Annotated in this window: 24 protein-coding genes and 1 pseudogene; 16 read left to right on the top strand and 9 right to left on the bottom strand. The window is 66.5% G+C overall.

Translation table 11 applies throughout. From position 1 onward, the window contains the following. Positions 1 to 103: 103 nt before the first annotated feature. Positions 104 to 1,351 (top strand): arsenic transporter, encoded by a 1,248-nt coding sequence (locus ACZLIF_RS10470; protein WP_128988623.1) that lies wholly within the window; start codon positions 104 to 106, stop codon positions 1,349 to 1,351. Positions 1,352 to 1,375: 24 nt separating this feature from the next. Here ACZLIF_RS10470 and ACZLIF_RS10465 read toward each other — a convergent pair. Next, positions 1,376 to 1,450, bottom strand: a pseudogene (locus tag ACZLIF_RS10465) (CGNR zinc finger domain-containing protein); the annotation flags it as partial. Positions 1,451 to 1,524: 74 nt separating this feature from the next. Between ACZLIF_RS10465 and ACZLIF_RS10460 the strand changes: the two are divergent. Together ACZLIF_RS10460 and ACZLIF_RS10455 are read left to right on the top strand one after the other, a co-directional pair. After that, positions 1,525 to 3,720 (top strand): AsmA family protein, encoded by a 2,196-nt coding sequence (locus ACZLIF_RS10460; protein ID WP_128988621.1) that lies wholly within the window; start codon positions 1,525 to 1,527, stop codon positions 3,718 to 3,720. A gap of 66 nt (positions 3,721 to 3,786) precedes the next feature. After that, complete coding sequence (locus ACZLIF_RS10455) at positions 3,787 to 4,272, top strand: TspO/MBR family protein (RefSeq protein WP_128988619.1); 486 nt, start codon at positions 3,787 to 3,789, stop codon at positions 4,270 to 4,272. A gap of 13 nt (positions 4,273 to 4,285) precedes the next feature. Here ACZLIF_RS10455 and ACZLIF_RS10450 read toward each other — a convergent pair whose 3' ends face one another. Beyond that, positions 4,286 to 4,585, bottom strand: coding sequence for a hypothetical protein (locus ACZLIF_RS10450; RefSeq protein ID WP_128988617.1), 300 nt, complete (start codon positions 4,583 to 4,585; stop codon positions 4,286 to 4,288). 195 nt (positions 4,586 to 4,780) lie between these two features. Here ACZLIF_RS10450 and ACZLIF_RS10445 point away from each other — a divergent pair, with 195 nt between their 5' ends. From ACZLIF_RS10445 to ACZLIF_RS10430, 4 genes are all read left to right on the top strand, one after another. After that, a complete protein-coding gene (locus ACZLIF_RS10445) occupies positions 4,781 to 5,323 on the top strand; it encodes a biliverdin-producing heme oxygenase (protein ID WP_241685958.1) in 543 nt (180 codons plus the stop codon). Between the two features lie 97 nt (positions 5,324 to 5,420). Further along, positions 5,421 to 7,658, top strand: a complete 2,238-nt coding sequence (locus ACZLIF_RS10440) for an ATP-binding protein (protein ID WP_128988613.1) — start codon at positions 5,421 to 5,423, stop codon at positions 7,656 to 7,658. Beyond that, a complete protein-coding gene (locus ACZLIF_RS10435) occupies positions 7,655 to 8,122 on the top strand; it encodes a response regulator (RefSeq protein WP_053518529.1) in 468 nt (155 codons plus the stop codon). Before ACZLIF_RS10440 ends, ACZLIF_RS10435 begins: the two co-directional genes overlap by 4 nt. Continuing rightward, positions 8,115 to 10,511, top strand: coding sequence for a response regulator (locus ACZLIF_RS10430; protein ID WP_128988611.1), 2,397 nt, complete (start codon positions 8,115 to 8,117; stop codon positions 10,509 to 10,511). Before ACZLIF_RS10435 ends, ACZLIF_RS10430 begins: the two co-directional genes overlap by 8 nt. Before the next feature lie 21 nt (positions 10,512 to 10,532). On the opposite strand, the gene ACZLIF_RS10425 is transcribed toward ACZLIF_RS10430, so the two are convergent. The 3 genes from ACZLIF_RS10425 to ACZLIF_RS10415 are packed head-to-tail and all read right to left on the bottom strand — an operon-like array spanning position 10,533 to position 12,534. Then, positions 10,533 to 11,201 (bottom strand): NAD(P)H-binding protein, encoded by a 669-nt coding sequence (locus ACZLIF_RS10425; protein WP_241685957.1) that lies wholly within the window; start codon positions 11,199 to 11,201, stop codon positions 10,533 to 10,535. A 32-nt stretch (positions 11,202 to 11,233) separates the two neighbouring features. Then, complete coding sequence (locus ACZLIF_RS10420) at positions 11,234 to 11,914, bottom strand: ChrR family anti-sigma-E factor (protein WP_111186982.1); 681 nt, start codon at positions 11,912 to 11,914, stop codon at positions 11,234 to 11,236. Beyond that, positions 11,911 to 12,534, bottom strand: coding sequence for a sigma-70 family RNA polymerase sigma factor (locus ACZLIF_RS10415; RefSeq protein WP_065182216.1), 624 nt, complete (start codon positions 12,532 to 12,534; stop codon positions 11,911 to 11,913). Before ACZLIF_RS10415 ends, ACZLIF_RS10420 begins: the two co-directional genes overlap by 4 nt. Before the next feature lie 132 nt (positions 12,535 to 12,666). Between ACZLIF_RS10415 and ACZLIF_RS10410 the strand changes: the two genes are divergently transcribed. From ACZLIF_RS10410 to ACZLIF_RS10370, 9 genes are all read left to right on the top strand, one after another. Then, entirely contained in the window at positions 12,667 to 13,434 is a 768-nt protein-coding gene (locus tag ACZLIF_RS10410) for a hypothetical protein (RefSeq protein WP_128988607.1), read from the top strand. A 93-nt stretch (positions 13,435 to 13,527) separates the two neighbouring features. Further along, the gene (locus ACZLIF_RS10405) at positions 13,528 to 14,478 is read left to right on the top strand and encodes an acyl-CoA desaturase (RefSeq protein ID WP_065182214.1); all 951 of its coding nucleotides are present in this window, start codon (positions 13,528 to 13,530) and stop codon (positions 14,476 to 14,478) included. Between the two features lies 1 nt (position 14,479). Beyond that, positions 14,480 to 15,757 carry an NAD(P)/FAD-dependent oxidoreductase gene (locus tag ACZLIF_RS10400; protein ID WP_128988605.1) on the top strand — a complete coding sequence of 426 codons (1,278 nt, stop codon included), beginning with the start codon at positions 14,480 to 14,482 and terminating at the stop codon, positions 15,755 to 15,757. Then, entirely contained in the window at positions 15,754 to 16,521 is a 768-nt protein-coding gene (locus ACZLIF_RS10395) for a DUF1365 domain-containing protein (RefSeq protein ID WP_128988603.1), read from the top strand. The genes ACZLIF_RS10400 and ACZLIF_RS10395 overlap by 4 nt, the downstream gene beginning before the upstream one ends. Beyond that, positions 16,518 to 17,777, top strand: a complete 1,260-nt coding sequence (locus ACZLIF_RS10390; protein ID WP_128988601.1) for an SAM-dependent methyltransferase — start codon at positions 16,518 to 16,520, stop codon at positions 17,775 to 17,777. The genes ACZLIF_RS10395 and ACZLIF_RS10390 overlap by 4 nt, the downstream gene beginning before the upstream one ends. Before the next feature lies 1 nt (position 17,778). Continuing rightward, the gene (locus tag ACZLIF_RS10385; RefSeq protein ID WP_053518549.1) at positions 17,779 to 18,327 is read left to right on the top strand and encodes a DUF2878 domain-containing protein; all 549 of its coding nucleotides are present in this window, start codon (positions 17,779 to 17,781) and stop codon (positions 18,325 to 18,327) included. Then, positions 18,324 to 19,109, top strand: coding sequence for a DUF1295 domain-containing protein (locus ACZLIF_RS10380; protein ID WP_128988599.1), 786 nt, complete (start codon positions 18,324 to 18,326; stop codon positions 19,107 to 19,109). The genes ACZLIF_RS10385 and ACZLIF_RS10380 overlap by 4 nt, the downstream gene beginning before the upstream one ends. Beyond that, the gene (locus ACZLIF_RS10375; RefSeq protein ID WP_128988597.1) at positions 19,106 to 20,179 is read left to right on the top strand and encodes an SAM-dependent methyltransferase; all 1,074 of its coding nucleotides are present in this window, start codon (positions 19,106 to 19,108) and stop codon (positions 20,177 to 20,179) included. The genes ACZLIF_RS10380 and ACZLIF_RS10375 overlap by 4 nt, the downstream gene beginning before the upstream one ends. Positions 20,180 to 20,186: 7 nt before the next feature. Continuing rightward, complete coding sequence (locus tag ACZLIF_RS10370) at positions 20,187 to 20,720, top strand: lipocalin family protein (protein WP_128988595.1); 534 nt, start codon at positions 20,187 to 20,189, stop codon at positions 20,718 to 20,720. A gap of 31 nt (positions 20,721 to 20,751) precedes the next feature. On the opposite strand, the gene ACZLIF_RS10365 is transcribed toward ACZLIF_RS10370, so the two are convergent. The 4 genes from ACZLIF_RS10365 to ACZLIF_RS10350 form a co-directional block, all read right to left on the bottom strand. Continuing rightward, positions 20,752 to 21,657 carry a hypothetical protein gene (locus tag ACZLIF_RS10365; protein WP_478462613.1) on the bottom strand — a complete coding sequence of 302 codons (906 nt, stop codon included), beginning with the start codon at positions 21,655 to 21,657 and terminating at the stop codon, positions 20,752 to 20,754. Then, positions 21,654 to 23,588 carry a caspase family protein gene (locus ACZLIF_RS10360; RefSeq protein ID WP_128988591.1) on the bottom strand — a complete coding sequence of 645 codons (1,935 nt, stop codon included), beginning with the start codon at positions 23,586 to 23,588 and terminating at the stop codon, positions 21,654 to 21,656. Before ACZLIF_RS10360 ends, ACZLIF_RS10365 begins: the two co-directional genes overlap by 4 nt. Before the next feature lie 187 nt (positions 23,589 to 23,775). Then, positions 23,776 to 24,528, bottom strand: a complete 753-nt coding sequence (locus ACZLIF_RS10355; RefSeq protein ID WP_128988589.1) for a SapC family protein — start codon at positions 24,526 to 24,528, stop codon at positions 23,776 to 23,778. A 110-nt stretch (positions 24,529 to 24,638) separates the two neighbouring features. Continuing rightward, entirely contained in the window at positions 24,639 to 24,911 is a 273-nt protein-coding gene (locus tag ACZLIF_RS10350; RefSeq protein WP_019659661.1) for a hypothetical protein, read from the bottom strand. Between the last annotated feature and the right edge of the window lie 73 nt (positions 24,912 to 24,984).

The following is a 24,984-nucleotide window of genomic DNA, read 5'->3' as shown; positions in this document are numbered from 1 at the left end:
GGCTGATCGGTATGGGTCATTGACTGGCGCTTTGTGCGCATGGCACACGCGGCCTCGGCGCGACCCGCACGGTATGATGCCGCCTTTCCCACTCCCCCTCCCCATGCCCGCCCCCTGCTCTTCCGCCATTATCTGGACGGCAGTGGCGCTCGCCACCGTAGGTCTGCTGTTCCGTCCTTTCCGCCTGCCCGAGTATGTCTGGGCCGTCGTGGCGGCGGCGCTGCTGCCGCTGACCGGTGTGATGCAGGCCGGCACGGTCCTGGGCGCGGTCGCCGAAGGCGGTGATGTCTATCTGTTCCTGGTTGGCATGATGGTTCTGGCAGAGCTCGCGCGGCGGGAAGGGCTGTTCGACTGGCTGGCGCTGTACGCGGTGCGGCACGCGGGTGGCTCCGGGCGGCGGCTGTTCGACCTGGTGTTCCTGGTCGGCACGCTGGTGACGGTATTCCTCTCCAACGACGCGACCGCGGTCGTGCTGACCCCTGCGGTCTATGCCGCCTGCAGGGCGGCCCGCGCCAATCCCCTGCCCTACCTGTTCGTCTGTGCGTTCATCGCCAATGCGGCAAGCTTCGTGCTGCCCATCTCCAATCCGGCCAACCTGGTGGTGTATGGCAGGCACATGCCACCGCTGCAGCAGTGGCTGGCGCAGTTCGCGTTGCCGTCGCTGGCGGCGATCGGTGCGACCTACCTGGTCCTGCGCTGGGTGCACCGCCGCGAGATCGCGCAGCCACTGGCCCCGGCGCCGGAACATCGCCCCCTGTCTGCTGGCGGTCGCCTGAGTGCTTACGGCGTGCTGTTCACCGGCTCAGCGCTGCTGGTGACGTCGGCGTTGAACGGCCCGCTGGGTCTGGTGACCTTCTGCGCAGGCAGCGCGAGCGTCGTCGCCGTCGCCCTTGGCCAGCGCCGGAGTCCGCTGCCGCTGCTGCGCAACGTGTCCTGGGGCGTGCTGCCGTTGGTGGCAGGTCTGTTCGTGCTGGTCGAAGGTGTGGCAAAGACCGGCGTGATACAGATGGCGGCCAGTGCGCTGGAATCCCTTGCCCGCACCTCGCCGCAGCAGGCCGGGTGGCTGGCCGGCCCGGCCGCAGCTCTGCTCAGCAACCTCGCCAACAATCTGCCGGTGGGCCTGGCCGCAGGCTCACTGGGGCAGATGGCCGACCTGCCGGCGCCGACGCGCGCGGCACTGCTGATTGGTGTGGACCTCGGCCCGAACCTGTCGGTGACCGGTTCGTTGGCGACCCTGCTGTGGCTGGTGGCCCTGCGTCGCGAAGGCGAACATGTCAGCGGGCTCGACTTCCTGCGCATCGGCGTACTGGTGATGCCGCCCGCGCTGCTCGGGGCATTGCTGCTGCTCTGAGCCATCGCCGGCCCGGCACAGGGTTCAGTGCGGCTGCCTGCACGAGCGGAACGCCGCCACCTTCATGCGGTTTCCGCACTGGGCCATGCTGCACCAACGTCGCCAGTCACTTCACATGGTGAACCACGGTGCTCGGCCATAGTGGCCGGAGTTCGTCATCATGTTGAGCGTTCATGGCAGCAGTCCGCGCGCACCTCAAGCAGTTGCCTCGCCGGTGGCGCACAGCGCTCTACATCCTGGTCGGCCTCTACGCAGCCTATCTGTTGGCGGGCAACGTCTTCCTCAACACGCCGCTGTTCGACAACGTCACCAACCGCAAGCCGCAGAAGTTCGTGATGACCACGGGCCCGGCGATCACACTGGTGCCGGGCCACGTGATCGCCTGGAACGTGCACATGCGCGGCCACGTCAACCACACGGTCTATGTGCTGCATGCGGAACGTGCCAGTGCGCGCCTTGCCCTCCTCCCCCTGTTCCGGCGCGAAGTCCGGGTGCCGCGGCTGCAAGCGACCGGTGTTTCGGCCGACGTCAGTCGCGTCGATCAGGTCGTCCCCTCGCCCCCCCGCGGCACCCGCGGGTGGACGCTGCGCTTCAACGCCATCCATAGCGACAGCATCCGCAGTGCCCGGCTGGGCAAGCTGCTGATCATCGGCAAGGGAGCCGGAACGGTCGGTTTCCTCAAGCAACTGCGCGGCGGTCCGTCGGAACTGTTCGATTCCCAGGTCCGCTTCGATGCCGCCGACGTCAGCTATGACGGCGTTCAGCTGCTGGGGGACACAGAACTCACGTCCCGCTTCAGCTATCCCCGCCATTTCCGCGACCAGGCGCCCGGCCTGGCCAAACTGGGCCTGTTGCGGGCTGCGCTCGAGGTCAACGCACGAAGCCAGGGGCTGCGCCTGGATACCGGCCTGGCGCAGCCGCGGATCGCCAGTGCCCCGGTGCCGGGGCGACTGCAGATGGACATCCGCATGGACCATGGACGCCTGCAGCCCGGCAGCCACGCGCTGTGGCACGTGCCCCTGCTGCTCGGTGACGGCGCTCCCGGCCGTGGCGTTCTGGCCCTGCAGCTCAACACCGCCGACGACATTCGGCTGCAGGCCCGGCTGCCTCCCAAGGAAGGAACGGGCGCAGCGCTGGACGCCGATCTTCGGATTGCTGGCCGTGAGATTCCTTTCCGCCAGATCGACCAGTTGATCGAACGGACCTCGGGAACGGTGCGCGGCGAGTGGACCTTCACCTCGCTCAACTGGATCCCCGCGCTGTTCGTTCGCAAACCCTGGCTGCAGCTCGATGGCGGCGGCGTCCTGCAGGCGGATCTGAAGCTCCGCAACGGTGAACTGGTGGCGGGCAGCACGGTCGACATTCCCTCCGCCAAAGCGGTTGCCGGTATTGCCGGCGTGACGATGGCGGGCACGGCCAGCGCGCATGGTGAGCTCAAGGACGGATCGCCCACCCGCGCCGAGCTGTCGGTACGCCTGCCCCGCTTCACTGCCAACCCGACGGACGCGCCGCACACACGGCTGTTCGATGGCCGCGATCTGCAGGTGACGCTGAGCGGTGACGGCCGTATCCGCGAGCTGCGCAACGGTGTGCGCGCGCACCTGCGTTTCAGTGACGCCACCATTCCGGACCTGGCGGCCTACAACCGCTATCTGGGCACGGACCAGGTACGGCTGCTCGGCGGCACCGGCCAGGTGAGCGGCGAGATGCGGCTGGACACCAATGGTCGCATCGGCCAGGGCAGCGCCCGCCTGCTGGGCCGGCAGGCACGTGCGCAGGTCGCCGGGCTGTCACTGACCGGCGACGTGCAGCTGGATGCAGCCCTGCGCCGCGGCAACTTCACTGACCGCCATTTCGACGTCTCGGGCAGCACCGTCGAGCTGCGCAACATCCAGATGGCCGGTGTCGCACGCAAGACGCCGTGGCGTGGGCGTATCGACATCCAGTCCGGGCGCATCGATGCGCAGTCACCCTTCCAGGTGGACGCACGTGGGGCCCTGGCAATGAGCGATGCCTCGCCCCTGCTGGCGGTGTTTGCCGAGCGCGGCGACTATCCGCGTTGGGTGCTGTCGCTGCTCGACGCTGGCCAGGTCGATGCGCAGACCGCACTGCGCTGGCGGCCAGGGCATCTCACCCTGGACGAGCTGACCGCGGAGAATGACCGGTGGTCCGTCCGCGCCCGCCTCGATCTTCCCGGCCAGCACAAGCGCGGCGATCTCTATCTGCGCTGGGGCGTGCTCGGCGCCGGCCTCGAGCTCGACGGCGAGCAGCGCCGCTGGCACCTGGCAAAGGCCCGCGAGTGGTTTGATGAGCGCCCCTCCCTGCTGCCCGCCTCGGCGGCCCCTGCGCAACAAGCGCCTGGGGACTGACGGCCGGCGCTGCATCCAAACGTGCCACTCGTTCGTATTGGTTCGAGACCCACGCGAGGATGCCCGATGAAACGAACAACGCAGGCCCTTGGACTGGCCGGCTGGCTTACGCTGACCTTCGTGGCAGCGGCGCTTGGCGCACGGGCCTCGATCTCGGCATCGGATTTCTACTCCACCCTGTCGCTGCCCGCGTGGGCGCCTCCCGCCGGGCTGTTCGGACCGGTCTGGACGGTGTTGTACGCGCTGATGGCAGTGGCCGCGTGGCTGGTCTGGCGCGAGAAGGAACGGCGCCCCAACATGGTGGCATTGGTGCTCTACGTCGTGCAGCTGGCCGCCAACACCGCATGGAGCTGGCTGTTCTTTGGATGGAAACAGGGTGCGCTCGCCTTCGTGGATATCCTGGCCCTGCTGGCGCTCATCATCGCCACCGTGATTGCCTTCGCGCGCATCCGGACGCTGGCGGCGATCCTGCTGCTGCCCTATCTGCTGTGGGTAGGGTTCGCCGCCGTACTCAACTACGCGGTGTGGCAGGCCAACCCCGGGGCCCTGTAAAGCGGTGCGCGCTTCAGGCGGTTGCTTCAGGCGCAGGCTGCCAGCTGCGCAGGGTCGCGCCCTTCAGCGACTGCTGCCCGCAGCCGGTCGGGCAGCGCAGCACACGGATGGCCGACATACTGACCAGGCCCTGCCCCTCCACCGCCTTGAACACCGTCTCGCAGCGCAGGCAGCGTGCCACCATGGAATACAGGTGAACGATGCGGCGGGTGCCGGGGTCCTGCAGAAGATCCACGTCCAGCAGCTGGAACTGGCAGCTGTCCGGCATCGCGCGCATGGAGTAGGACGTGTTCGGGGATGTCTGCAGGTTCACGACGGAGCGCCAGTGGAGGTGACCTGCGTACGTTATGGAAACCAGCGTGCAGCGGGTGTGCAGTGCACATGCAGTGACCGCGAAATCTTCTGCGGGCCGCGGACCGATTCTGCTAGGGTGCCGCAGATGCACAGTCCATTGCCGTCCTCCGATCCACCCGCCCGCTGCGAGCAGTCTGCCGGTAGTCCGTTGAGCGTGTACCTGAGGGACGCCACGCGGTCGGTGCACGGCAGCCTCGATGCGTTCCTGATCGGGCAACGCCTGTTCGAATCCACATTGCGCTACGGGCGCTTTCTCCAGGTCCAATGGCATTTCCACCACGCCGCAGCACCGCTGTACAGGGACCGGCTCGCGCTTCCGCTGACGTCACGACTGGGGCTGGTTGAGCAGGACCTGATGGACACCGGCGCCCCGCTCCCCCCAGCGCATGCCTGGCGTCCCAGGCTGCAGCACGCATCCCGTGCGTCGGCATTGGGTTGGCTGTACACCGTCGAGGGTTCTGCCCTGGGTTCGGCTGTCCTGCTCAAGTACGCCGCCGCGCTGGGGCTGGGTGCCGGCCATGGCGCCCGTCACCTTGCACCTTCGCCTGCAGGCGTGGCCGAGCAATGGCGGATCACCCGCGCGCATCTGGATGCGCAGCCCCTAACGCAGCGGCAACGCCAACAGGCCTGCAGCGCGGCGCAACAGGCGTTTGCATTCGTGCGGCGTTGCGCAGCTGAAGTGTTCAGCAAAGCGTGAACAAGCATTCACATCGACCGGACGGTATGCGGCCGCAGCATTTTCCGTCACCATTCCATTCCGCCCGGCCCGTCACGAATCATGAGTACCGCCCTTGATGCCTTCCGCTGATCGCACCTGGAACGATGCACTGTCGGACTGTGCGCGGGAACCCATCCACACACCGGGCGCCATCCAGCCCTATGGCGTGCTGCTGGTGCTGGATCCGCTGACGCTGCTGGTGCGGGAATGTGCCGTTAGCCAGCCCATCGCGCTGCGCCAGTACGGTGATCCGCTGATGCAGCATGTCGAGAACGCACTGGGCGGGGTGATCGGCCCCTTCGTGCATCGCCTGCGGCACATCGCACCGGGCGGCACCCTGCACCTGGGCGCGGTCCACCTGGATGGGCTGGGGCGCCACCAGTTGCTCGCGCATCGTTCAGATGACGATCTTCTGATCGAGCTGGAAGCTCCCGTTGCCGGGCAACCCGGCTCCCTGGAGGAACTCTACCCTGCGATCCGCGAGCTGATGCTCGCCATCGAGGGGGCTGCGACGGTGGAGGATCTCTGCCAGCTGGCGGCTGCGCACATACGCAGGATCGCCGGATTCGACCGTACGCTCGTCTACCAGTTCGACGCCGGCTGGAATGGAACCGTCGTGGCCGAAGATGGCAACGGCATCCTGCCTTCGTATCTTGATCTGCGCTTCCCGGAATCGGATATTCCGGCGCAGGCGCGCGCCCTGTATCTGCATAACCGGGTGCGGCTGATCGCCGATTGCGATTACACGCCCGTGCCCCTGGTGCGGGCCGGGCATCATCGCCAGGCCCCGCCCACCGACCTGAGCCTTTCCACGCTCCGCAGCGTCTCGCCGGTGCACCTGCAGTACATGCGCAACATGGGCACGGCGGCATCGATGTCGGTCTCGCTGATCCACGAGGGACAGCTGTGGGGGCTGGTGTCGTGCCACAGCGCACAGCCGCGCCGGCTGCCCTATCACGTGCGCACGGCCTGCGAGTTCATGGGGCAGATCCTGTCGCTGCAGATCGCACTGAAGCAGCGCGCACGCGCCGTGGAGGAACGGGTCGGGCGCCGGTCCTTGCTGGTCAAGCTGCTGGGCCGCATGGCCGGCGACGAGGACTTCATGGCCGCGCTCCGCCGGGACCCCGACAGCCTGCTTTCACTGACCGGCGCGCAGGGCGCGGCCATCGTGCACAGGAACGACTGCGTGCGCCTGGGCCAATGCCCCGGGAATCCGGAGGTACTTGCGCTGGCACAGTGGCTCGCGACCGCGCACGTGGGCGAGGAAATGTACTTCACCGATCATCTGACCGCGGCCTGGCCGCCTGCGGAGCAGTTCAGCGATGTCGCCAGCGGCGTGATCGCCGTATCCATCTCCCAGCTGCATGACAGCTACCTGATGTGGTTCCGCCCAGAGGTGGTACGCACGGTCAGATGGGGTGGCGATCCACGCAAGAGCGCAGGCGGCAGCGACGCCCTGTCGCCACGGCATTCATTCGAGGCATGGAAAGAGACCGTGCAGCAGCGCAGCCTGCCGTGGAACGAGGCCGACTGCGATGCGGCGCTCGAGATGCGCAACGCCATCGTCGACATCGTGCTGCGCAAGGCGGAAGAGATGGCCGAACTGAACGAGCAGCTGATGCGCAGCAACAAGGAGCTGGAGGCGTTCTCGTATTCCATCAGCCATGATCTGCGCGCCCCGTTCCGGCATATCGTGGGCTATTCCGAACTGCTCGGCAGCTCGGCAGGCGAGCGCTTGAACGAGACCGAGCGGCGTTTCCTCGACACCATCGTTGATTCGGCCAAATCGGCCGGCACGCTGGTGGATGATCTTCTGAGCTTCTCCCAGATGGGCCGCTCGACGCTGGGTCGCGCACGCATCGACATGGCAGCCATGGTGGAGGACGTGCGGAAGATGCTGGAGTTCGAATACCACGGACGCGATGTCCAATGGCAGATCGGGGACCTGCCGCAGGTTGAGGCCGACCCCACCATGATGCGCCTGGTCTGGCAGAACCTGCTGTCCAATGCAGTGAAGTTCACCCGCGAGCGCATGCACGCGGTGATCGCAGTGGCGCACGAGCGTTCGGCAAGCGAGGATGTTTTCACTGTGCGCGACAACGGCTGCGGCTTCGACATGCGCTATGTGGACAAGCTGTTCGGCGTGTTCCAGCGGCTGCACCATGTCGAGGAGTTCGAAGGCACCGGCATCGGCCTGGCCAACGTGCGCCGCATCATCGGCCGCCATGGCGGCCGCACCTGGGCCGAGGGCGAGCCGGGCAAAGGCGCCACCCTCCATTTCACCCTGCCCCTGCATTCTGGAGATGTTCAATGAGGGACCTGCGGCCGATCCTGCTTGTCGAGGACAGCCCCAAGGATGCTGAGTTGACCCTGGCCGCGCTGTCGCGTTGCCAGCTGCTCAACGATGTCATCCATGTGCGTGACGGCGCCGAGGCGCTGGACTATCTGCGATGCGAGGGCGCCTTTTCCGGTGCCCGCCATGGCGGCCCCGTGGTCGTGCTGCTCGATCTCAAGCTGCCGAAGGTCAATGGACTGGAGGTGCTCGAGCAGGTTCGTGGCGATCCCGTTCTCAGCAGCACCCCGATCGTGATGCTGACCTCGTCGCGGGAGGAGCAGGATCTGATCCGCAGCTATGAACTGGGGGTCAACGCGTTCGTGGTCAAGCCCGTGGATTTCAAGGAATTCTTCGACGCGATCCAGGGTCTTGGCATGTTCTGGGGAATCACCAATCAACCACCGCCCCATCGCCCGAACGGCTCGGGACACCACCATGGGTGATATCACCGACCGCGGCGAGCGCCTGCGCATCCTCATGCTGGAGGACAGCGCACTCGATGCGGAGCTGATCTCCGCCCAGCTGCTGCGGGCCGGCCTGGATTTCGAGGCGGAGCGCGTATGGACGCGTCGGGGCTTCCTCGATGCCATCGACAGCGGCACGCATGACGTCATCCTCGCCGATCATGTATTGCCCGGCTTCGATGGCGATGCGGCCCTGGCCCTGGCGCGCGAACGCGTCCCCCATACGCCATTCATTTTTGTTTCCGGCACGCTTACCGAAGAACTGGCGGTGCAGGCCCTGACCCGTGGCGCGCGCGACTACGTGGTGAAGCAGCGGCTGCAACGACTGCCGGACGCGATACGGCGTGCACGGCAGGAGGCGCACGAGCGTGGCAAGCTGGCCCAGGCCCAGGCGGCGCTGAATGACAGCCAGGCGCAGTTGCAGCAGATCACCGACGTGGTTCCGGCGCTGATCGCGCAGTTCGATCACGAACACCGCTTCCGCTTCGCCAACCGTGCGTTTCTCGACTGGCACGGGGTAAGCCTGGCCGAAGTGCAGGGGCGGACTGCGCGCGAGATCAGTGGGATTTCAGCCTTCGAGGAGGCGCTGCCCAGCCTGCAGCAGGTCCTCCAGGGAGAGCGCGCCAACTTCCAGGCACGTCTTGCCCATCGCAGCGGTGAGACGCGCTTCGTACAGATGGACTGCGTACCGGAGCGCGCAGCCGATGGCCGCGTGGTCGGCTACATCTGCGTGGGCAGCGACGTTTCCCAGCTCAAGCGCGCCGAACTGGCCCTGCGCGAGGACAACCAGTCGCTGGAGCGGCAGGTTCAGGCGCGCACCGCCGAGCTCCGGGCCAGCAAGCGACGTCTGCAGTCCATCTTCGAGTCCAGCTTCCAGCATCAGGTGCTGCTTGACCTGTCCGGGCGTGTCGTCGACGCCAACGTCGCCTCGCTGGCCGCGGTGCTGGCCGAGAAGGCGCAGGTTGTGGATACCCCCTACTGGCAGACGCCCTGGTTCACCACCACGCCCGGAATGAGCGAGGTGATCGACAAGGCGGTTGCCGATGCCGTAAGTGGGCGCAGCTCCCTGCACTCGCTCGAACTGGAGCTGCCCACCGGCCGGCGAAGTTTCGACGTTTCATTCCGTCCGTTGCAGGACGGCGCCGGCGAGGTCACTGCGGTGGTGTCCGAAGCCGTGGAGACCACCGCACGACTACAGGCAGAGCATGCACTCCGGCAGGCACAGAAGATCGAGGCCGTCGGGCAGCTGACCGGCGGCATCGCCCATGACTTCAACAACATCCTGACGGTCATCTCCGGCAACGTCGAGCACGCGATGCTGTTGAGTGGCCATCCCGGAGCGTCGGCCGAGGCGACCACACGCGCACTGGACAACGCCCTGAAGGGCGTCTCGCGCGCGGCAAGCCTGACCCAGCGGCTGCTCGCCTTCGCGCGCCGCCAGCCGCTGCGCAGCCAGGCCGTCAATCTCAACGACTGCATGCTCGGAATGCAGGACATGCTGCAGCGGGCGCTGGGCGAGCTGGTGCGACTGGAGATCAGCACGGCTGCCGGCATCTGGTGCGTGGAACTGGACGTCGCACAGCTGGAGGCATCCGTGCTCAATCTCGCGGTGAATGCACGTGATGCGATGCCCAGCGGCGGCCGGCTGAGGGTCGAGATCGACAACAGCCATCTCGACGGCGACTACGCCGCCCTGTTCCCCGATGCGGCTCCGGGCGAGTACGTGATGCTGCGTGTCCGCGACAACGGCCACGGCATGCCGGCCGACACGCTGGCGCGGGTGTTCGAGCCGTTCTTCACCACGAAACAGGTGGGGCGTGGCACGGGCCTGGGGCTCTCCATGGTGCATGGTTTCGTCAAGCAGTCCGGCGGCCACGTGCTGATCGACTCCGTGGAGGGCGGAGGAACCAGCATCACCATGATGTTCCCGCGCTCGCCGCTTCCCCTGCCCTGTGAATCCCCTGCGCCGGCAGTGGGACTGGCCGGCTATGAACAGCGCGGCGAGACCATCCTGGTCGCTGAAGACAATGATGATGTCCGCGCGTACACCGTCGACGCCCTGCGCCAGCTGGGCTACCGCGTGCTGGAGGCACATGACGGGCCGTCCGCCCTGCGCCTGCTGGAACGCCCGGACGCGCGCATCGATCTGCTGTTCTCCGATATCGTGATGCCCGGCATGTCCGGCTGGGAGCTGGGTCGCGAAGTCAGGGAGCGCTGGCCTGAGGTGGCGATTCTGTTCACGTCCGGCTATCCGCGTGATCATGACGCGCCGGGGGGCGCGGGCCGCTCTGCGGCGCTGCTGAGCAAGCCATTCACGCGCGCCGATCTGGCCGAATCGATCCGCGGCGTGCTGGCGCCTTCCAGTTGATCGAGCGGGGCACGCGCCGGCTCAGGGGCCGTCCGCGTCCCCGAGCCGGTTGATCTGCGCGCACTCAACGACGCCCGGCGGCTGTGGCATGTCGGCCAGTGCAACCATCGCCCGCCCCAGGGCCAGATTGCTGGTCGCGATGGAAGGGGCCATGCGTGCAATCAGCCCCAGCACCGGGGCGCCGACACCATAGAGTGGCTTCATCCACGAATGCACCGTGCCCGTACCTGCAACAGGCTGGACACCGCCTGGCCGCAGCATCACCGTACGGATCGGCAAGCGGGCCAGTGCCTGTTCGGCCTGCCCCTTCACCCGCAATGGCATGATGCGGCTCTGCGGATCGGCATGCGCCCCGGACACGTACAGGAAGCGCCCCTGCGGACATGCCTGGGCGAACGCCGAAGCCACGGCAAGCGTGGCATCGAAGGTCACCGCGCGGTACTCGGCTTCGCGGGTTCCCACCGGCGGCGCTCCGGCGCAGTAAAGGCAGGCGTCGAATCCCGAAAACAGGTCAACACTGCCGGCGGCCTGCCGGAAATCGGCGAGCAGCAGTTCGGCGACCTGCTGCCCCGGCCGGCTGCCCGGCCTGCGGACCAGTGCCGTGACACGCTGCACCCGGGGCGATTCCAGGCAGGCCAGGACAACGCCCTGCCCCACCAGCCCCGTTGCGCCGGCAACGAGCAGCTTCATGCGGCCAGGGGCGGCGTGGCTGTCCATAAGGCTCAGAGTTTCACGAAACGCTGGATGCGGCGCGCCAGCCAACCACTGAACACCAGCGGGGCATCCAGCGCGGATACACAGATGCATGGCACGCCCGGCGCCGTCACCGGCTGGTGCTCAACGTCCTCGTCAAGATCCGCGACATCGCCAGGCGCGAACAGGCCCAACGCATCGTTGTAGGAACCGCGCAGGATCTGCGTCAGTTCGCTCTGTCCGTGGCTGTGCATCGGCAGGCACTTTCCGGGGGCGATCTTCAGCATGATCAACGATGGCATCTGTTCGGCCCGGATGCAGTGCACGCCAGGCGCGATCCAGCGCCAACGCAGCGCTGCCAGTGACCTGCCGAAATACGGGTGCAGCGACGCCGGCAGGTAGTCCGGATCAGCCTCCGGCCGTTCATGCGGCACCTCCCGCGGCGATGATGGCTCGGCCGCTGCCGAGACCGCCTGCGAGGACAAATGGGCCAGCATGGCCTCGCGCAGGGCGTCCCGGCGGTCTTCGGCAAGCGCAGGCTGGGTGTGTTCCAGCAGCGCCGAACCGATCGCCTCAGCCTCCCGCAGGCGCTGCCGGCACACCGGGCAGCGCTCCAGATGCGTGCCGGCGACGATACTCAGTGGCGCCGGCAGTGCGCCGGCCGCATAACTCATCAACGTCGATTCGTGCAGATGGTGCTGCGGGCTCATTGCGCACCTCCGATCCGCGACTGCAGGCGCAGGAATGCGCGGCGGAGATGCGACTTCACGGTCCCCAGCGGCATGCCCAGAATGGAGGCGATCTCACCGTGGCTCTTGGCCTCGAAGTACGACATCCGGACCATGCGCGCCTGCACGGCCGGCAGTTCGTTGATGCGCTGGCGCAGCCGTGCATGGTCGGCAAACTGCTCGGCGCTGCTGCGCTCGACCAGGTCCGCGGCAGCGGCCTCTTCGACGGCCGCCTGGACCTGCATCCAGCTGCGCTCGCGCCGGACCCGGTCGATATGCAGGTTGCGGGCGATCCGGTAGAGCCATGTACTCAGTGCCGCCTGCGCCGGATCGTAGTCTCCAGCGCGCAGCCACACCTTCAACAGGCATTCCTGCGCAAGCTCTTCAGCCACGGCATCCGGCACGCCGAGTCCGCGCAGATAGACGCACAACCTGGGCATGAAGTGGTCATAGATGCGCATGAAGCAGTCGCGGTCGCGCAACCGCGCCACCGCGTCCATGTCACCGGTCCAGTTCAGTGCGTCAGTGCTGGGCTGCTGGGAACTGGACACGAGGCGGGCGGTGTCGAAGGGAACGGGAGGGCTGGCGGCGTCAGGGTACATCTGCGGTCGCGGCGGGCTGGTGAAGGTCTGTCCTGAGTACGGGCCACGGGCCCGTTTGGATGCAGCACCGACCTGCATCCAGCAACGGCCCTGCCGCGTATGCCAGGACGTCCCCCCGCCGGAGCGCCTTCGATGCGCATCACTCTCCTGCTGCTGTGCCTGCCCTGCCACGCACTCTCGGCCACCCTGCTGCACAACGAGGGCATCGCCACCCTGCCGGACGGCCGGGTGGCCTACCGCGAGATGCACTGGCAGCGGGGCGCCACGGAAGGCGCCGAGCGCTGGGTCCAGTACCTGTGCCCGGACGGCCAGCCCTTTGCAAGAAAACACATGGCGGCCACGGATCGACCGCTGGCGCGCGGCTACCGGCTGCTCGACCAGCGCTCCGGTCAGCAGGCTGACGTGGAGATGTCCAGCGATGCAGTCCGCATCTCGTGGAAGGAGAGTGCCTCGTCCACATCGCGGCAGGCACGCCTGCCAGCGCCTGCCGGTGCAGTCGTCGATGCCGGCTTCGATGCGGCCGTGCGCCAGCACTGGACACCGCTGCTGCAGGGAGCCGAGGTGACCCTGCCCTTTCTCGTCCCCGGGCGCCAGCGCTTCTATCCGGTCAAGGTCAGCTGGCGTGGTGCGAACCGCTGGCGCGGGCTGGCTGCACAGTCATTCGAGGTCCAGCTGGACACCTGGTATGGCGGCGTGGCCCCACGCCTGTCACTGGTCTACGCCGAGGCCGATCGTCGCCTGCTGGAGTTCCGCGGCACCAGCAACCTGCGCGATGCACGTGGCACTTACCCCGCCGTGGTGGTGCGCTTCGACAGCCCGCCTGCGCCCCAGCCGGACAGCCAGTGGCAGCAGGCGTGGGCGCGGCCTCTGGTCGCCGGGTGCGCCGTTACGGCGAAGTGAAGACAAACAGGAAGACGAAGAATCTGCAACGAGGCGCATCCATTTCCCGCCCTGCTGCGTAGAGAAACACACGCCTCTCTCGAGATCCGCCCCATGGCTTCCGCAGCGCCCCTCCGCAGCCGACGCGAACGCCTTCTGAGCACCATCCGGCGCTGGTTCGACGCCGGCACTGCAATGGACACCGACAGTGGGCGTGCGGATCGGATCGACTGGCTGCGCGCGGTGCCATTCGCGCTGATGCACCTGGCCTGCCTCGGCGTGATCTGGGTGGGGGTGTCCTGGATCGCCGTGGCCGTGGCAGCTGCGCTCTACGCGATCAGGATGTTTGCGATCACCGCCTTCTATCACCGCTACTTCTCGCATCGAACCTTCCAGGCGCCGCGCTGGGTGCAGTTCGTATTCGCGGTGATCGGCGCTTCCAGCGTGCAGCGCGGCCCGCTGTGGTGGGCCGCGCACCATCGGCATCACCACCGCCACGCCGACCAGCCGCAGGACCCCCATTCCCCACGCCAGCGCGGATTCTGGCGCAGTCACATGGGCTGGTTCCTGACCCGCGAGGCATTCACCACCGACCTTGCCCGGGTGCCTGATCTGGCCCGGTTCCCGGAACTGCGCTGGCTGGACCGCTTCGACATCGCGGTGCCGGTACTGCTGGCGGCAGGCCTTTATGCACTGGGCGAACTGCTCGAACGGGCAGCGCCCGGCCTGCACACGTCCGGGCCGCAGCTTCTGGTTTGGGGCTTCTTCGTTTCCACCGTCGTCCTGTTCCATGCCACGGTCACCATCAACTCGCTGGCGCATCGCTTCGGCCGGCGCCGCTTCGATACCCGTGACGACAGCCGCAACAATCTGTGGCTGGCACTGCTGACCTTCGGCGAGGGTTGGCACAACAATCATCACTTCTTTCCCGGCTCGGTCAGGCAGGGCTTCCGCTGGTGGGAGGTGGACATGACCTGGTACGGGCTGCGCGCAATGGCCGCCCTGCGGCTGGTCAGCGGACTCAAACCCATCCCTGCGTGGGTCCTGGACAAGGCGAGATACTGACATGCGGATCGCAGTCATCGGCTCGGGAATCTCTGGTCTGGCCAGTGCATGGTGGCTGGACGGCGAACATGACGTCACGTTGTTCGAGGCCAACGACTATCTCGGCGGACACACCCACACCCACGACATCGAGCTGGGCGGGACGCGGATGGCCGTGGACACCGGGTTCATCGTGTTCAATCCGCTGCACTACCCGCTGCTGAGTGCGCTGTTCGACGAGCTGGGCGTCACCTCGCGGCCCACCACCATGAGTTTCTCCATGCACAGCGAGCGTTCGGGCGTGGAGTACAACGCCACCTCGCTGGACGGCCTGTTCTGCCAGCGACGCAACCTCGTTTCACCGCGCTTCTGGGGAATGCTCTCCGACCTGCGGCGCTTCTATCGCGATGCGCCGCTGCTGCTGGCCGAGCAGGAAGGCCCAACGCTGGGCGACTATCTGCGCAGCCAGCGCTATGGCAAGGCCTTCGTCGACGAGCATCTGCTGCCGATGGCGTCGGCGTTGTGGTCGTCGCCGACGGCGACCGTCCTGGACTTCCCCGCACGCTACCTGGCCCAGTTCATGGCCAACCACCAGATGCTGCAGATGACCGGCCGCGCGCCGTGGCGCGTGGTGGAAGGTGGTTCGGCGCGCTACGTGGACGCCCTGCGCCGCCGCTGGCGGGTGCACGAGCGCCTGGAGTGTCCCGTCCTCGCCGTCGAGCGGATGCCCTGGGGCGTGCGCGTGCACAGCGCTGCGGGCGTGGAAGGATTCGATGAAGTGATCCTCGCCTGCCACAGCAACCAGGCGCTGGCACTGCTGGCCGATGCCGATCCGATCGAACGTGACGTACTCGGCGCCATCCGCTACCAGCCCAACGACGTCGTACTGCACACCGATGCGTCCCTGCTGCCCCGCAACCGCAAGGCATGGGCTGCATGGAACGCGCATGTGCCGCGCGATCCCGCCGCTCCCTGCACCGTGAGCTACTGCATGAACCTGCTGCAGGGACTGCCCGGCGACATCCCGCTGGTCGTGACGCTCAACCGCACCGAGGCGATCGACCCACGCCGCATACTGCGTCGTATGAGCTATGCACACCCGGTGCACGATCATGCTGCAGTCCGAGCCCAGCAGCGCTGGGCCGACGTACAGGGCCGCCGCCACACCTGGTTTGCCGGAGCCTACTGGGGGTGGGGTTTCCACGAAGATGGCATCCGCAGTGCCCGTCGTGTCGTCGACGCAATGCGGACCTGTTCGCCACAGCCACGTCCCATGACACAGGACGAGGCCGCCGCATGAGCGCCAGCGCCCTCTACTTCGGCCACGTGATACACCGCAGGCACCAGCCGCACGCGCACGCCTTCCGCTACCCGGTCGCGCAGCTGCTGCTTGATCTCGACGAGCTGGACACGATCTTTGCCGGACGATGGCTGTGGTCCTTGAACCGCCGCAATCTGGCGGAGTTCCGACGCAGCGACTACTTCGGCGACCCCTCGATGCCGCTTGCCGAGGCGGTCCGCCGCCATGTCGCAGGCGTGCGGGGTCATCGCCCGGCGGGCCCCATCCGCCTGCTGACCCATCTGCGCTTCGGCGGGCACGTCTTCAACCCGGTCAGTTTCTATTACTGCTACCAGCCTGACGGCAGCACACTGGACTGCATCGTGGCCGACATCACCAATACGCCCTGGAAAGAGCGCCACGCCTACGTCCTGTCAGTGGCAGAAGCGGCCAGCGAGCCGGGCTCACTGCGCTGGCAGTTCCAGAAGCGCTTCCATGTGTCGCCCTTCATGGCGATGGACTGCACCTACGACTGGCGGTTCAGCACGCCCGGCGAGGACCTCAGGGTCCACATGCAGGTTCTGCAGGAGGGCGTGCGCCAGTTCGACGCCACGCAGCACATGCAGCGACGACCGCTGGACGGGCGCGGCCTGGCGAAGGTGCTCACCCTGTATCCCTTGATGACCGTGCAGGTCGTTGCGGCGATTCACTGGCATGCGCTGCGGTTGTGGCTCAAGCGCAACCCGGTCCATGACCACCCCTCACTTGCCGGAAAACCGCGATGAACGAGATGACTCCATCGGCAGCCATGCCCCGGGCAGGCGCGCTCGACGCATACCTGCGCCAACGCCTGCTGTCCCAGCTTGCGCCGCTGCGCGAAGGCCAGCTGCGGGTACGGGATGCCCTCGGCGAAACACTGCTGGGCGACGCTGCGGGGGAACTGCATGTCACTGTGACCATCGATGACCCGGCGTTCTACCGCAAAGTCGCCGCACAAGGCAGCGTAGGCGCAGGCGAAAGCTATATCCATGGCGACTGGCAGTGCGACGACCTGGTTGCGCTGGTGCGCCTGCTGGTGCGCAACCGCGATCTGCTGGACGGCATGGAACGTGGCCCTGCACGCATCGGCGGCTGGCTGCTGCGCGGCTGGAACCGGCTGCGCCGCAACAGCCGCGAAGGCAGCCGGCGCAACATCGCGGCTCACTACGATCTCGGCAACGACTTCTTCGCCCTGTTCCTGTCAACGGACCTGATGTATTCATCGGCGCTGTTCGCCAGCGAGCAGGACACGCTCGAGGACGCCTCGCGGCGCAAGCTCGACCGCATCTGCCAGCAGCTGGGCCTGGCACCCGGAGACCGTGTGGTCGAGATCGGCACGGGGTGGGGCGGATTCGCACTGCATGCCGCGCAGCATTACGGCTGCCACGTCACTACCACCACGATCTCCGCCGAGCAGCATGCGCTCGCCGTGGCGCGGGTGCGTGCCGCGGGCCTGGAGGATCGCATCACCCTGCTGATGAAGGACTATCGCGACCTCGACGGGCAGTACGACAAGCTGGTCTCGATCGAGATGATCGAAGCGATCGGCGCCCAGTATCTGGACACCTACATGGCCACCCTGCAACGGCTGCTCAAGCCGGACGGGCTGGCCCTGCTGCAGGCGATCACCATTGAAGACCACCGCTACGAGCAGGCGCGCCGAAGCGTGGACTACATCAAACGCCACGTGTTCCCCGGCAGCTTCATCCCTTCCATCAACGCGATCATGGCCGCCAAGACCCGTGCCAGCGATCTGCAGCTGCTGGCGCAGCAGGACTTCGGCCATTCCTATGCCCTCACGCTGCGGGCGTGGCGCCAGCGATTCCTCGCACAGCTTCCCGCAGTGCATGCGCAGGGGTTCGACGCGCGGTTCTGCCGTCTGTGGGAGTTCTACCTGGCCTACTGCGAGGGCGGCTTCCTGGAACGTTCGATCGGCGTTTCACACCTGCTGCTGGCACGCCCCGGCCATCGGGGCAGCGCGCACGCCACAGGCGCACACTGACATGCGCCGCACCTGGCTCAATCTGCTCGGCAACCAGGCGGTCTGGCTGTGCGCGGTCGCTGGCGCCGGGCGCGGGCTGCAATGGCCAGCACTGCTGGCCGCCACACTGTTCGTGGCCAGCCAGCTCAGCACCAGTCCCCTGCCCCGGGTCGAGCTCCGCCTGCTGGTCCTGGCCCTGGCCTGTGCGTGGCTGGTCGACGGCGCCGCTGCCGCCGCGGGCGTGGTGCGTTATGCCGCTGCGCCCCTGGGCTGGATGCCACCGCCCTGGATCCTCGCACTCTGGGCGTCCTTCGCGATGACGATCAATGCATCGATGGCCTTCCTGCAGCGGAACACGGCGCTCCCCGTGTGCTTTGGCCTGCTGCTTGCCCCGCTGGCGTACCTGTCCGCCAGCCGCGGCTTCGACGCCGTGCAGCTTTCGCCCCCGGCCTGGAAAGGCCTGCTGACGCTGGGTATCGGCTGGAGCATCGCCCTGCCGCTGCTTTGTATCGCTGCGCGTCGCTGGTCGAGGCTGGCCATCCGCCCACCGTTTGCCGGAGCCCGACCATGAACGCCCTACCCTGGGTTGCCCTGTATGCCCTGCTCATCATGGCCTGGGGATGGGCATGGCAACGCCGTCACCGCAACATCGGCATCGTCGATGTGCTGTGGGCGAAGGGCGTCGCTGCGTCAGCGCTGATACTGGCCCTGCTCGGTGACGGCGCCGCGCTGCCGCGTGTGGCCCTTGCGGTGCTGGGCGGCCTGTGGGGCGGCCGACTCGCGCTGCACCTGTGGAGCCGCGTGCGGCGCGAGGCCGAGGACGGGCGTTACCGATACCTGCGAGATCACTGGCAGAGCCACCAGGGCAAGATCTTCGGCTTCTTCATCGCCCAGGCGCTGCTGATCGTGCTGTTCTCCCTGCCATTCGTGGCCGTCGCCAGCAACGACTCGCCCGCCGCGGCGGGCTGGGTTGCCGCCGCTGCCGCAGTCTGGCTGTTGAGCGTTGGCGGCGAGGCGCTGGCCGACCATCAGCTCGCAGGGTTCCGCGCCGACCCGGCCAACAAGGGGCGCACCTGCCGCACCGGCCTCTGGCGGTACTCGCGGCACCCGAACTACTTCTTCGAATGGCTGCACTGGTTCACCTACGTCCTGCTCGCGGTCGGCTCGCCATTGGGCTGGCTTGCCTGGACAGGACCGGTGCTGATGTACCTGTTCCTGCGCTATCTCAGCGGCATTCCCTTCACCGAAAAGCAGGCGTTGCGCAGCCGTGGTGAGGACTACCGCGACTACCAGCGCAGCACGCCGATGTTCTTCCCGTGGTTCCCGCGTTCGTCCAAGGAGCACCTGCCATGACTGTCGCCACATCGCTCGCAACGCCTGCCGATCCGGAAACCGGGCTGATCGCCTGGGCCGAGCGCGGCCTCATTCCGGATGTGGCCCTGCGCTCAGGTATCCGCCGGCTGTGCGCCCAACGCCTCCAGGAAGAGAGTGCCGGGGGCATCGAGGCGCAGTCCGCGCGCTTCAACCAGTGCCTTGAGCAGTTGGCCGGCAGCCCGGTCGCGCTTCATGTCGATGCCGCCAACCGGCAACACTATGAAGTCCCCGCCGCATTCTTCCAGGCCTGCCTGGGCAAGCGCCTGAAATACAGCAGCTGCTACTACCCGAGCGGTCGCGAGACCCTGGACGAAGCCGAAGTCGCCATGCTCGAGCTCTACGGCGAGCGTGCCAGCCTGGCTGACGGGCAGCACATCCTTGAACTGGGGTGTGGCTGGGGCTCGCTGACCCTGTGGATGGCCGAGCGCTTCCCGGGCGCGCGCATCACGGCGGTGTCCAATTCGCACAGCCAGCGCCAGCACATCCTTGAACAGTGCAGGCTGCGCGGGCTGGGCAATGTCGAGGTGATCACCTGCGATGTGAACCGGCTGGAGCTGCCCGCCGGCCGTTTCGACCGCTGCGTTTCGGTGGAGATGTTCGAGCACGTCCGCAACCATGCGCAGCTGATGTCACGCATCGCGCAGTGGCTGAAGCCCGACGGCGCGCTGTTCGTGCACATCTTCGCCCACCGCACCCTGATGTACCCCTTTGAAGCCGAAGGCGGCGACAACTGGATGGGACGGCATTTCTTCACGGGTGGGCTGATGCCCGCTGCCGACACTCTGCTGCACTTCCAGCAGGACCTGCGCCTGCAGCGGCGCTGGCTGCTGGATGGCACGCATTACCAGCGTACGGCTGACCACTGGCTGGCGAACCAGGATGCCGCGCGTGAACGCATCATGCCGATCCTGGAGGCAACCTATGGCAGGCCGGCGGCAAGGCAATGGTGGAACCGCTGGCGCATGTTCTGGATGGCCTGCGCCGAGTTGTTCGGCTACGACAACGGCCAGCAGTGGCTGGTTGCCCATTACCTGTTCCGGCCACGTTGAGGTCACCATGCGCCCCCTTCCGCTGCTCTCGTTCCTGGCGATCGCCCTGTTCGGCACCGGCTGCAGTTCAAGTGACCTGCGCCCCCTGCCGCGGCCGCAGGCGGTCGACGTTCCCCGCTTCATGGGCGACTGGTACGTCATCGCCCATATCCCTTCCTGGCCAGAACGCGAAGCGTTTGACGCCATTGAAAGCTACGCGCCGCGGCCGGACGGCCGTATCCAGACCACCTTCACCTATCGCAAGGGCAGTTTCGACGCACCACAGCGATCGATGCACCCGATCGGCAGGGTCGAGAAGGAAGGCAACGGCGCCATCTGGGGCATGCAGTTCGTATGGCCCATTCAGGCCGAGTACGTCATTTCCTGGATCGATAGCGACTACCAGCAGACCATCGTTGCGCGCAGCAAGCGCGACTACGTGTGGTACATGGCCCGCACCCCGCAGGTCTCTGCGGAGGACTATGCGCAGGCGGTGAAACGCATCGCCGCGATGGGATATGACACCCGCGAGCTGCGGCGCGTGCCGCAGTCACTGCGCTAGTCCAACGACTCAGCGGAGGCTCCATCACCTGCTAGAGAGCCTTCCGCAGCTCCCGGAACACAGCTGGATGTGCCAGGTATCGAAGCACGTCGTGTGCATCCTCAACACCGTTGTCGACGTCCGCCATGTTGTGCACTTGGTCGCAGCCAAAGCTCTTGACGGTCAATTCCGGGTGCAGGGCGACGAAGTCCTCCTCATCGGAAACGTTCAACCAATGCTTCACATTCGGAAGGCATCGAAGCGGCGGGCCAATTCCGACCTTGACCACATTCACCCCAAGCGGCGAACCGCAGGTCAGCAGGAGCCGGCAGCCGACCACGGAATGCAAGCGACGCAGAAGGTCATAGGCGATGACCGATCCGAGCGAATGCCCGATCACCACCACCTCTTCATCTGTCCGGAGTGAATCGAACAACTGTTCACGGACCTTTGCGTCGATGCGCGCCTTTAATCCGGGCTTCTGTAGGTACGCCGACGCCTGCCGCAGGAATTGACGCGCAACCGCCTTTCCTCGATCCGGCAGGATGCTCTCCAAAGCGCGTGCGATCGCCTTCAGCCACTTTTTGTGGACTCCTTTTGCCATGCGCTTTGCGGACAAAGGTTCATCGCCGGGATCAAGGGCCAGCGCAACCTGCGGATCGGAGATGCCATTGCCCCGCTGATATTCAATATAGAGTTCGGCGATCCGATCATCCACATAGTCCGAGTCCAGTGCATCCGGCCCCATCGGCGTGACTGCCGGCCCACTCTTGCCCCACGACTCGGTCTCCTCATGCAGCAGATCGCCGTAGAAGGCCGCGTGGAAGGTCACGTCGCCAGGAATGCTCATGCCCGCCGCCACCGCCCCCTTGCGCAAGGCATCGCCCCAGCTGCTGCGGATGATCTCCTCGGACTTTCCCTGGTTGTTGATTCCATGGATCAGCAGAATCTTGGTCACAGCAGAACCTCCGTTGGGACATCAATCAGCACGTCATCACCGCCACCCTGCCCCAGCTCGACAAAGCGATAGTTGAAGGCCTTGAGGAAGACGGGCACACCCTTGCCGAAAAGGCGGGGCGTAGCGCCGCCATGGATGTGTTCGGCGATGACCCGGATATCGCGTGGCACGTAGGAATCCGCTGAGCGCAGCAGGCTCCAGCCCGAGCGATGGGCAGGCAGCGTCCCCCAAAGCGGCACCCCTCTCAAGCCGCTGTAGCCGCGCCAGCCCATGTGCGGCGAAACAGCTTTGAATCCATCGCCATCGCGCTCTCCCTCCACCCCAGGCAGAGCCGCAAACGCGATTTTTCGTGAACCCTCCTGCACCCATTCGATCTTGTCGGCACACAGCAGGGCCAGATCGAATGGAAGAACGGGCTGCCCTGCTCCCGCGTCCAGCCCCCGTCGTGCCAGACGTTGCGCGAGCTGGATGACCCGATCGCGCCGTCCCGAATACTCGTAGAGGTAGCCTGCCAGCACCGCCAGGTGCGGGAATGCCTCTCCATCCCTGGCAAAGGCCGCTGCCAATGCATCGGCGCGCGCCAGGGGGCGGCGCGCACGCCTCTCGCCCTGGCTCGACTCGTTCAGGCCGGGCTGCCATTCGTTGGTGTCGGGCCGGTAGAGAACGGCCTGCTTCGGCTCCTCTCCCAGGACTGCCGTAGCCACGCCCGGGTAGCTGGACAGCAGCAGGAAGTCGTCTCCTGCAGGCATAAGCATCGGCATGCCGTCAAACTGCGAGGTACGGATCGCGCGCATACCGGCGACGCGCAGGGTATCCACGCGACTGCTCGTCCCGACGGCCACGGACGCCGGCAGGTGATCGCAGAAAACAGCCAAAGGTTCATCATCCCGTGATCGATCCACGAAGCCATCGCGCCGCCAGGGCGGCCTCACACCCCGCTCCAACCCACTACGAGACGCAAGGGGCATCTGCAACGAAAACTGCATGTGCGCGACCATCATCTGCGGACGTCGCGCCGCGAGCTCGAGGGCATTCCTCGATGGAGGCTCCGCTCCCGGGTGGTTGTCCGCTGGAGGCCCGTAGCGACCTGCCGCAACGGGGAGAGCCGTCACTGGCGCGAGACCCTGCAGCCGCTTGTAGTCATTGTGAGGCGGCCGGATCTGCGTGTCGATTGTCGGGGAACATGCCTCGCCGAGCAGCTCGGCCCGGCGAGGTACTTCGAACTCCAGATAGTCTGCAAGCCGATGGTTGGTCACGACCGGCCTGAACTCGTGGTTGTCGTGCTCGACGGCTTCGGCGACATTGCCGGACAACGCATCGATCAGCACGTCTGAGAAAAGACAATAGGCAGGCGCTTCACCGGTAGCATCGATGTGGAAAGCCGCCTGGCCCTGTTGGCAGGACAGGAAACGGTCCACCTGCAGCGGGCGTGCAGTCCCCTTCTTGCTCACGATCGAGTCGCCGGTCAGCTTCAATGAGTCACTGCCGACCATGCGGCAGGCGTCACCGACCAGGCACAACTGACCCGCGCGCGCCTGCTGGTTGCTGCCGCCGATGTTGTACTCCGCCAGGCTGCGGCGCAGCGCTTCCACGTCGATCGCTTCCCGCCGGTCGTTGCCAGCATTGGTCAGCAGCCAGAACTCGTTGACATCCGAAGCAATCGCGCCGTGTCCGGCGAAATACACCACCAGGCGGTCGATGAAATTCGTGGCAAGAAACTGCCCGATCCGGCGCCGCAACAGGTCCACGGTGATGCCATCCTGCGCGATCTCCGGGCTCTCGTCATCGTCTCCCAGATAGAGAACGGTATAGCTCTCCTGCAACGCCCAATCCTGCAGGCGGCGCGCTGAATTCACCGTCCCCGGCAGGTCGCCGTACGCTCCCATGTAACGGGATACGGCGATGATGACCATTGCCTTGTTCATCCCCATGCACGTCATCTCCGGACCTGCCGACAGCGCCTTAGCCCCCTTCAACGCCCCTAGGGAGACTGCTCCTCCTACCCAGCCTAGCACTCCGGCAACCAACACCCCAAGCGCCCGATGTTGCTCGCGCCAGGTGCCACACAAAGCGCGCAGACCGGGCCCCGCTGCGCGGGAGCCCGGCCCTTCAGCCCGCTCAGGCTGCCAGGCGTTCGACCTGGCGACGGGTCAGGTCGTTGAAGCGGCCCAGCGACATCAGGTGCTGGTGGATCAGGGCCAGCCAGCCGCTGCGGTGCCACTCGATCACGGTTTCCTCGGGCAGCGCGACGAACTTCTCGACGTCGACCACCTGGAAGCCGTTGAGGTTGAACTCCTGGCCGTTCGGAGCGCGTACGGTCGCGTTGCGCTCGACCAGCAGTCCCTTTTCGATGAGCGCCTTGGAGAAGGCCTGGGTCTGTTCGTGCTCGCGGGTGTACTGGCCGCAGAACTCCAGCGCCTGCTGCACCATGTCGGTGGCCTTGCCGTCGGCGAACAGCGCCTGGCCTTCGTCGCCTCCCTTGACCACGCGCGGGCTCGCCTCATCGATGCCGAGCAGGAAATCATTGTCCGCGCCGGTGTCGATGAAGATGAAGGGGTGGCGACGCAGATAGGCCGGAACGTAGGCCTCGTCTTCCCACAGCCCGTCCTTGATGAACAGGTTCTCGTTGGTCACGCCGACGGCGGCCATCGGAACGGCGCCGGGGCCGGCGAACAGGATCGGGAAATGGTGCAGTGCCAGCGAGAACTCGCCGAGCACCAGCGGAATGGCGTTGTTGCCGGCGGCGAAATCAAGCTTGCCCGGCAGGATGCGCAGGTCGGCGTGCACATCAGCCTGCAGCGGCACCGGACGGGTGTAGAACAGGGGGGTGCCGGCCTGCGCCGCTTCGGTGGTGGTGTCGCTGGTGGTCATCGTAGGAACCGTTTCATCATGCGCGCCTGCCATCCCGGGCGCGCCAGCGGGAACAACCTGAATCCCGCATTATCAACAAGCCGGGTGACGACCACCACCCCGGCACTGACTTATTTCAGCTGCAGCGGATAGCGCTGCCACAGGACGTGGACAAGGAAGCCCGCCAGTTCGGTGTCGCGCGCACTGACCGCGGCGCGGATCTTGTCCAGCAGGACCATGTCACTGCAGGAGCGCACATCGGCGTGGTTGGCCTGGCCCGACCTGCGTGCGCGGTAACGCGCGGCGCGCTGCGCATCGCTCATCGCGTACCCGAATTTGGGCGGACGACCGCGCTTGCGCGGCAGGGTCAGCTCCAGGGTTCCGGGGTCTTTGTCATCACGCATGAGTGGGGGCTGACAGCGGCAAGCAACGACGGGTGCGCAATTTATCGTGAGGCATCACTTTAATCCAGCTTTT

This window comes from Stenotrophomonas sp. 2201_Sma (genome assembly GCF_056486685.1).
The sequence above is the reverse complement of the archived record's forward strand: the minus strand, read 5'-3'. Positions and strand labels throughout refer to the sequence as shown.

What these genes read in the sequence shown, in the direction of transcription:
- ACZLIF_RS10470 (WP_128988623.1), top strand. Translation starts at nt 104, where the DNA reads ATGCCCGCCCCCTGCTCTTCCGCCATTATCTGGACGGCAGTGGCGCTC.
- ACZLIF_RS10460 (WP_128988621.1), top strand. Translation starts at nt 1,525, where the DNA reads ATGGCAGCAGTCCGCGCGCACCTCAAGCAGTTGCCTCGCCGGTGGCGC.
- ACZLIF_RS10455 (WP_128988619.1), top strand. Translation starts at nt 3,787, where the DNA reads ATGAAACGAACAACGCAGGCCCTTGGACTGGCCGGCTGGCTTACGCTG.
- ACZLIF_RS10440 (WP_128988613.1), top strand. Translation starts at nt 5,421, where the DNA reads ATGCCTTCCGCTGATCGCACCTGGAACGATGCACTGTCGGACTGTGCG.
- ACZLIF_RS10435 (WP_053518529.1), top strand. Translation starts at nt 7,655, where the DNA reads ATGAGGGACCTGCGGCCGATCCTGCTTGTCGAGGACAGCCCCAAGGAT.
- ACZLIF_RS10430 (WP_128988611.1), top strand. Translation starts at nt 8,115, where the DNA reads ATGGGTGATATCACCGACCGCGGCGAGCGCCTGCGCATCCTCATGCTG.
- ACZLIF_RS10425 (WP_241685957.1), bottom strand. Translation starts at nt 11,201, where the DNA reads ATGAAGCTGCTCGTTGCCGGCGCAACGGGGCTGGTGGGGCAGGGCGTT.
- ACZLIF_RS10420 (WP_111186982.1), bottom strand. Translation starts at nt 11,914, where the DNA reads ATGAGCCCGCAGCACCATCTGCACGAATCGACGTTGATGAGTTATGCG.
- ACZLIF_RS10415 (WP_065182216.1), bottom strand. Translation starts at nt 12,534, where the DNA reads ATGTACCCTGACGCCGCCAGCCCTCCCGTTCCCTTCGACACCGCCCGC.
- ACZLIF_RS10410 (WP_128988607.1), top strand. Translation starts at nt 12,667, where the DNA reads ATGCGCATCACTCTCCTGCTGCTGTGCCTGCCCTGCCACGCACTCTCG.
- ACZLIF_RS10405 (WP_065182214.1), top strand. Translation starts at nt 13,528, where the DNA reads ATGGCTTCCGCAGCGCCCCTCCGCAGCCGACGCGAACGCCTTCTGAGC.
- ACZLIF_RS10400 (WP_128988605.1), top strand. Translation starts at nt 14,480, where the DNA reads ATGCGGATCGCAGTCATCGGCTCGGGAATCTCTGGTCTGGCCAGTGCA.
- ACZLIF_RS10395 (WP_128988603.1), top strand. Translation starts at nt 15,754, where the DNA reads ATGAGCGCCAGCGCCCTCTACTTCGGCCACGTGATACACCGCAGGCAC.
- ACZLIF_RS10390 (WP_128988601.1), top strand. Translation starts at nt 16,518, where the DNA reads ATGAACGAGATGACTCCATCGGCAGCCATGCCCCGGGCAGGCGCGCTC.
- ACZLIF_RS10385 (WP_053518549.1), top strand. Translation starts at nt 17,779, where the DNA reads ATGCGCCGCACCTGGCTCAATCTGCTCGGCAACCAGGCGGTCTGGCTG.
- ACZLIF_RS10380 (WP_128988599.1), top strand. Translation starts at nt 18,324, where the DNA reads ATGAACGCCCTACCCTGGGTTGCCCTGTATGCCCTGCTCATCATGGCC.
- ACZLIF_RS10375 (WP_128988597.1), top strand. Translation starts at nt 19,106, where the DNA reads ATGACTGTCGCCACATCGCTCGCAACGCCTGCCGATCCGGAAACCGGG.
- ACZLIF_RS10370 (WP_128988595.1), top strand. Translation starts at nt 20,187, where the DNA reads ATGCGCCCCCTTCCGCTGCTCTCGTTCCTGGCGATCGCCCTGTTCGGC.
- ACZLIF_RS10360 (WP_128988591.1), bottom strand. Translation starts at nt 23,588, where the DNA reads ATGGGGATGAACAAGGCAATGGTCATCATCGCCGTATCCCGTTACATG.
- ACZLIF_RS10355 (WP_128988589.1), bottom strand. Translation starts at nt 24,528, where the DNA reads ATGACCACCAGCGACACCACCACCGAAGCGGCGCAGGCCGGCACCCCC.
- ACZLIF_RS10350 (WP_019659661.1), bottom strand. Translation starts at nt 24,911, where the DNA reads ATGCGTGATGACAAAGACCCCGGAACCCTGGAGCTGACCCTGCCGCGC.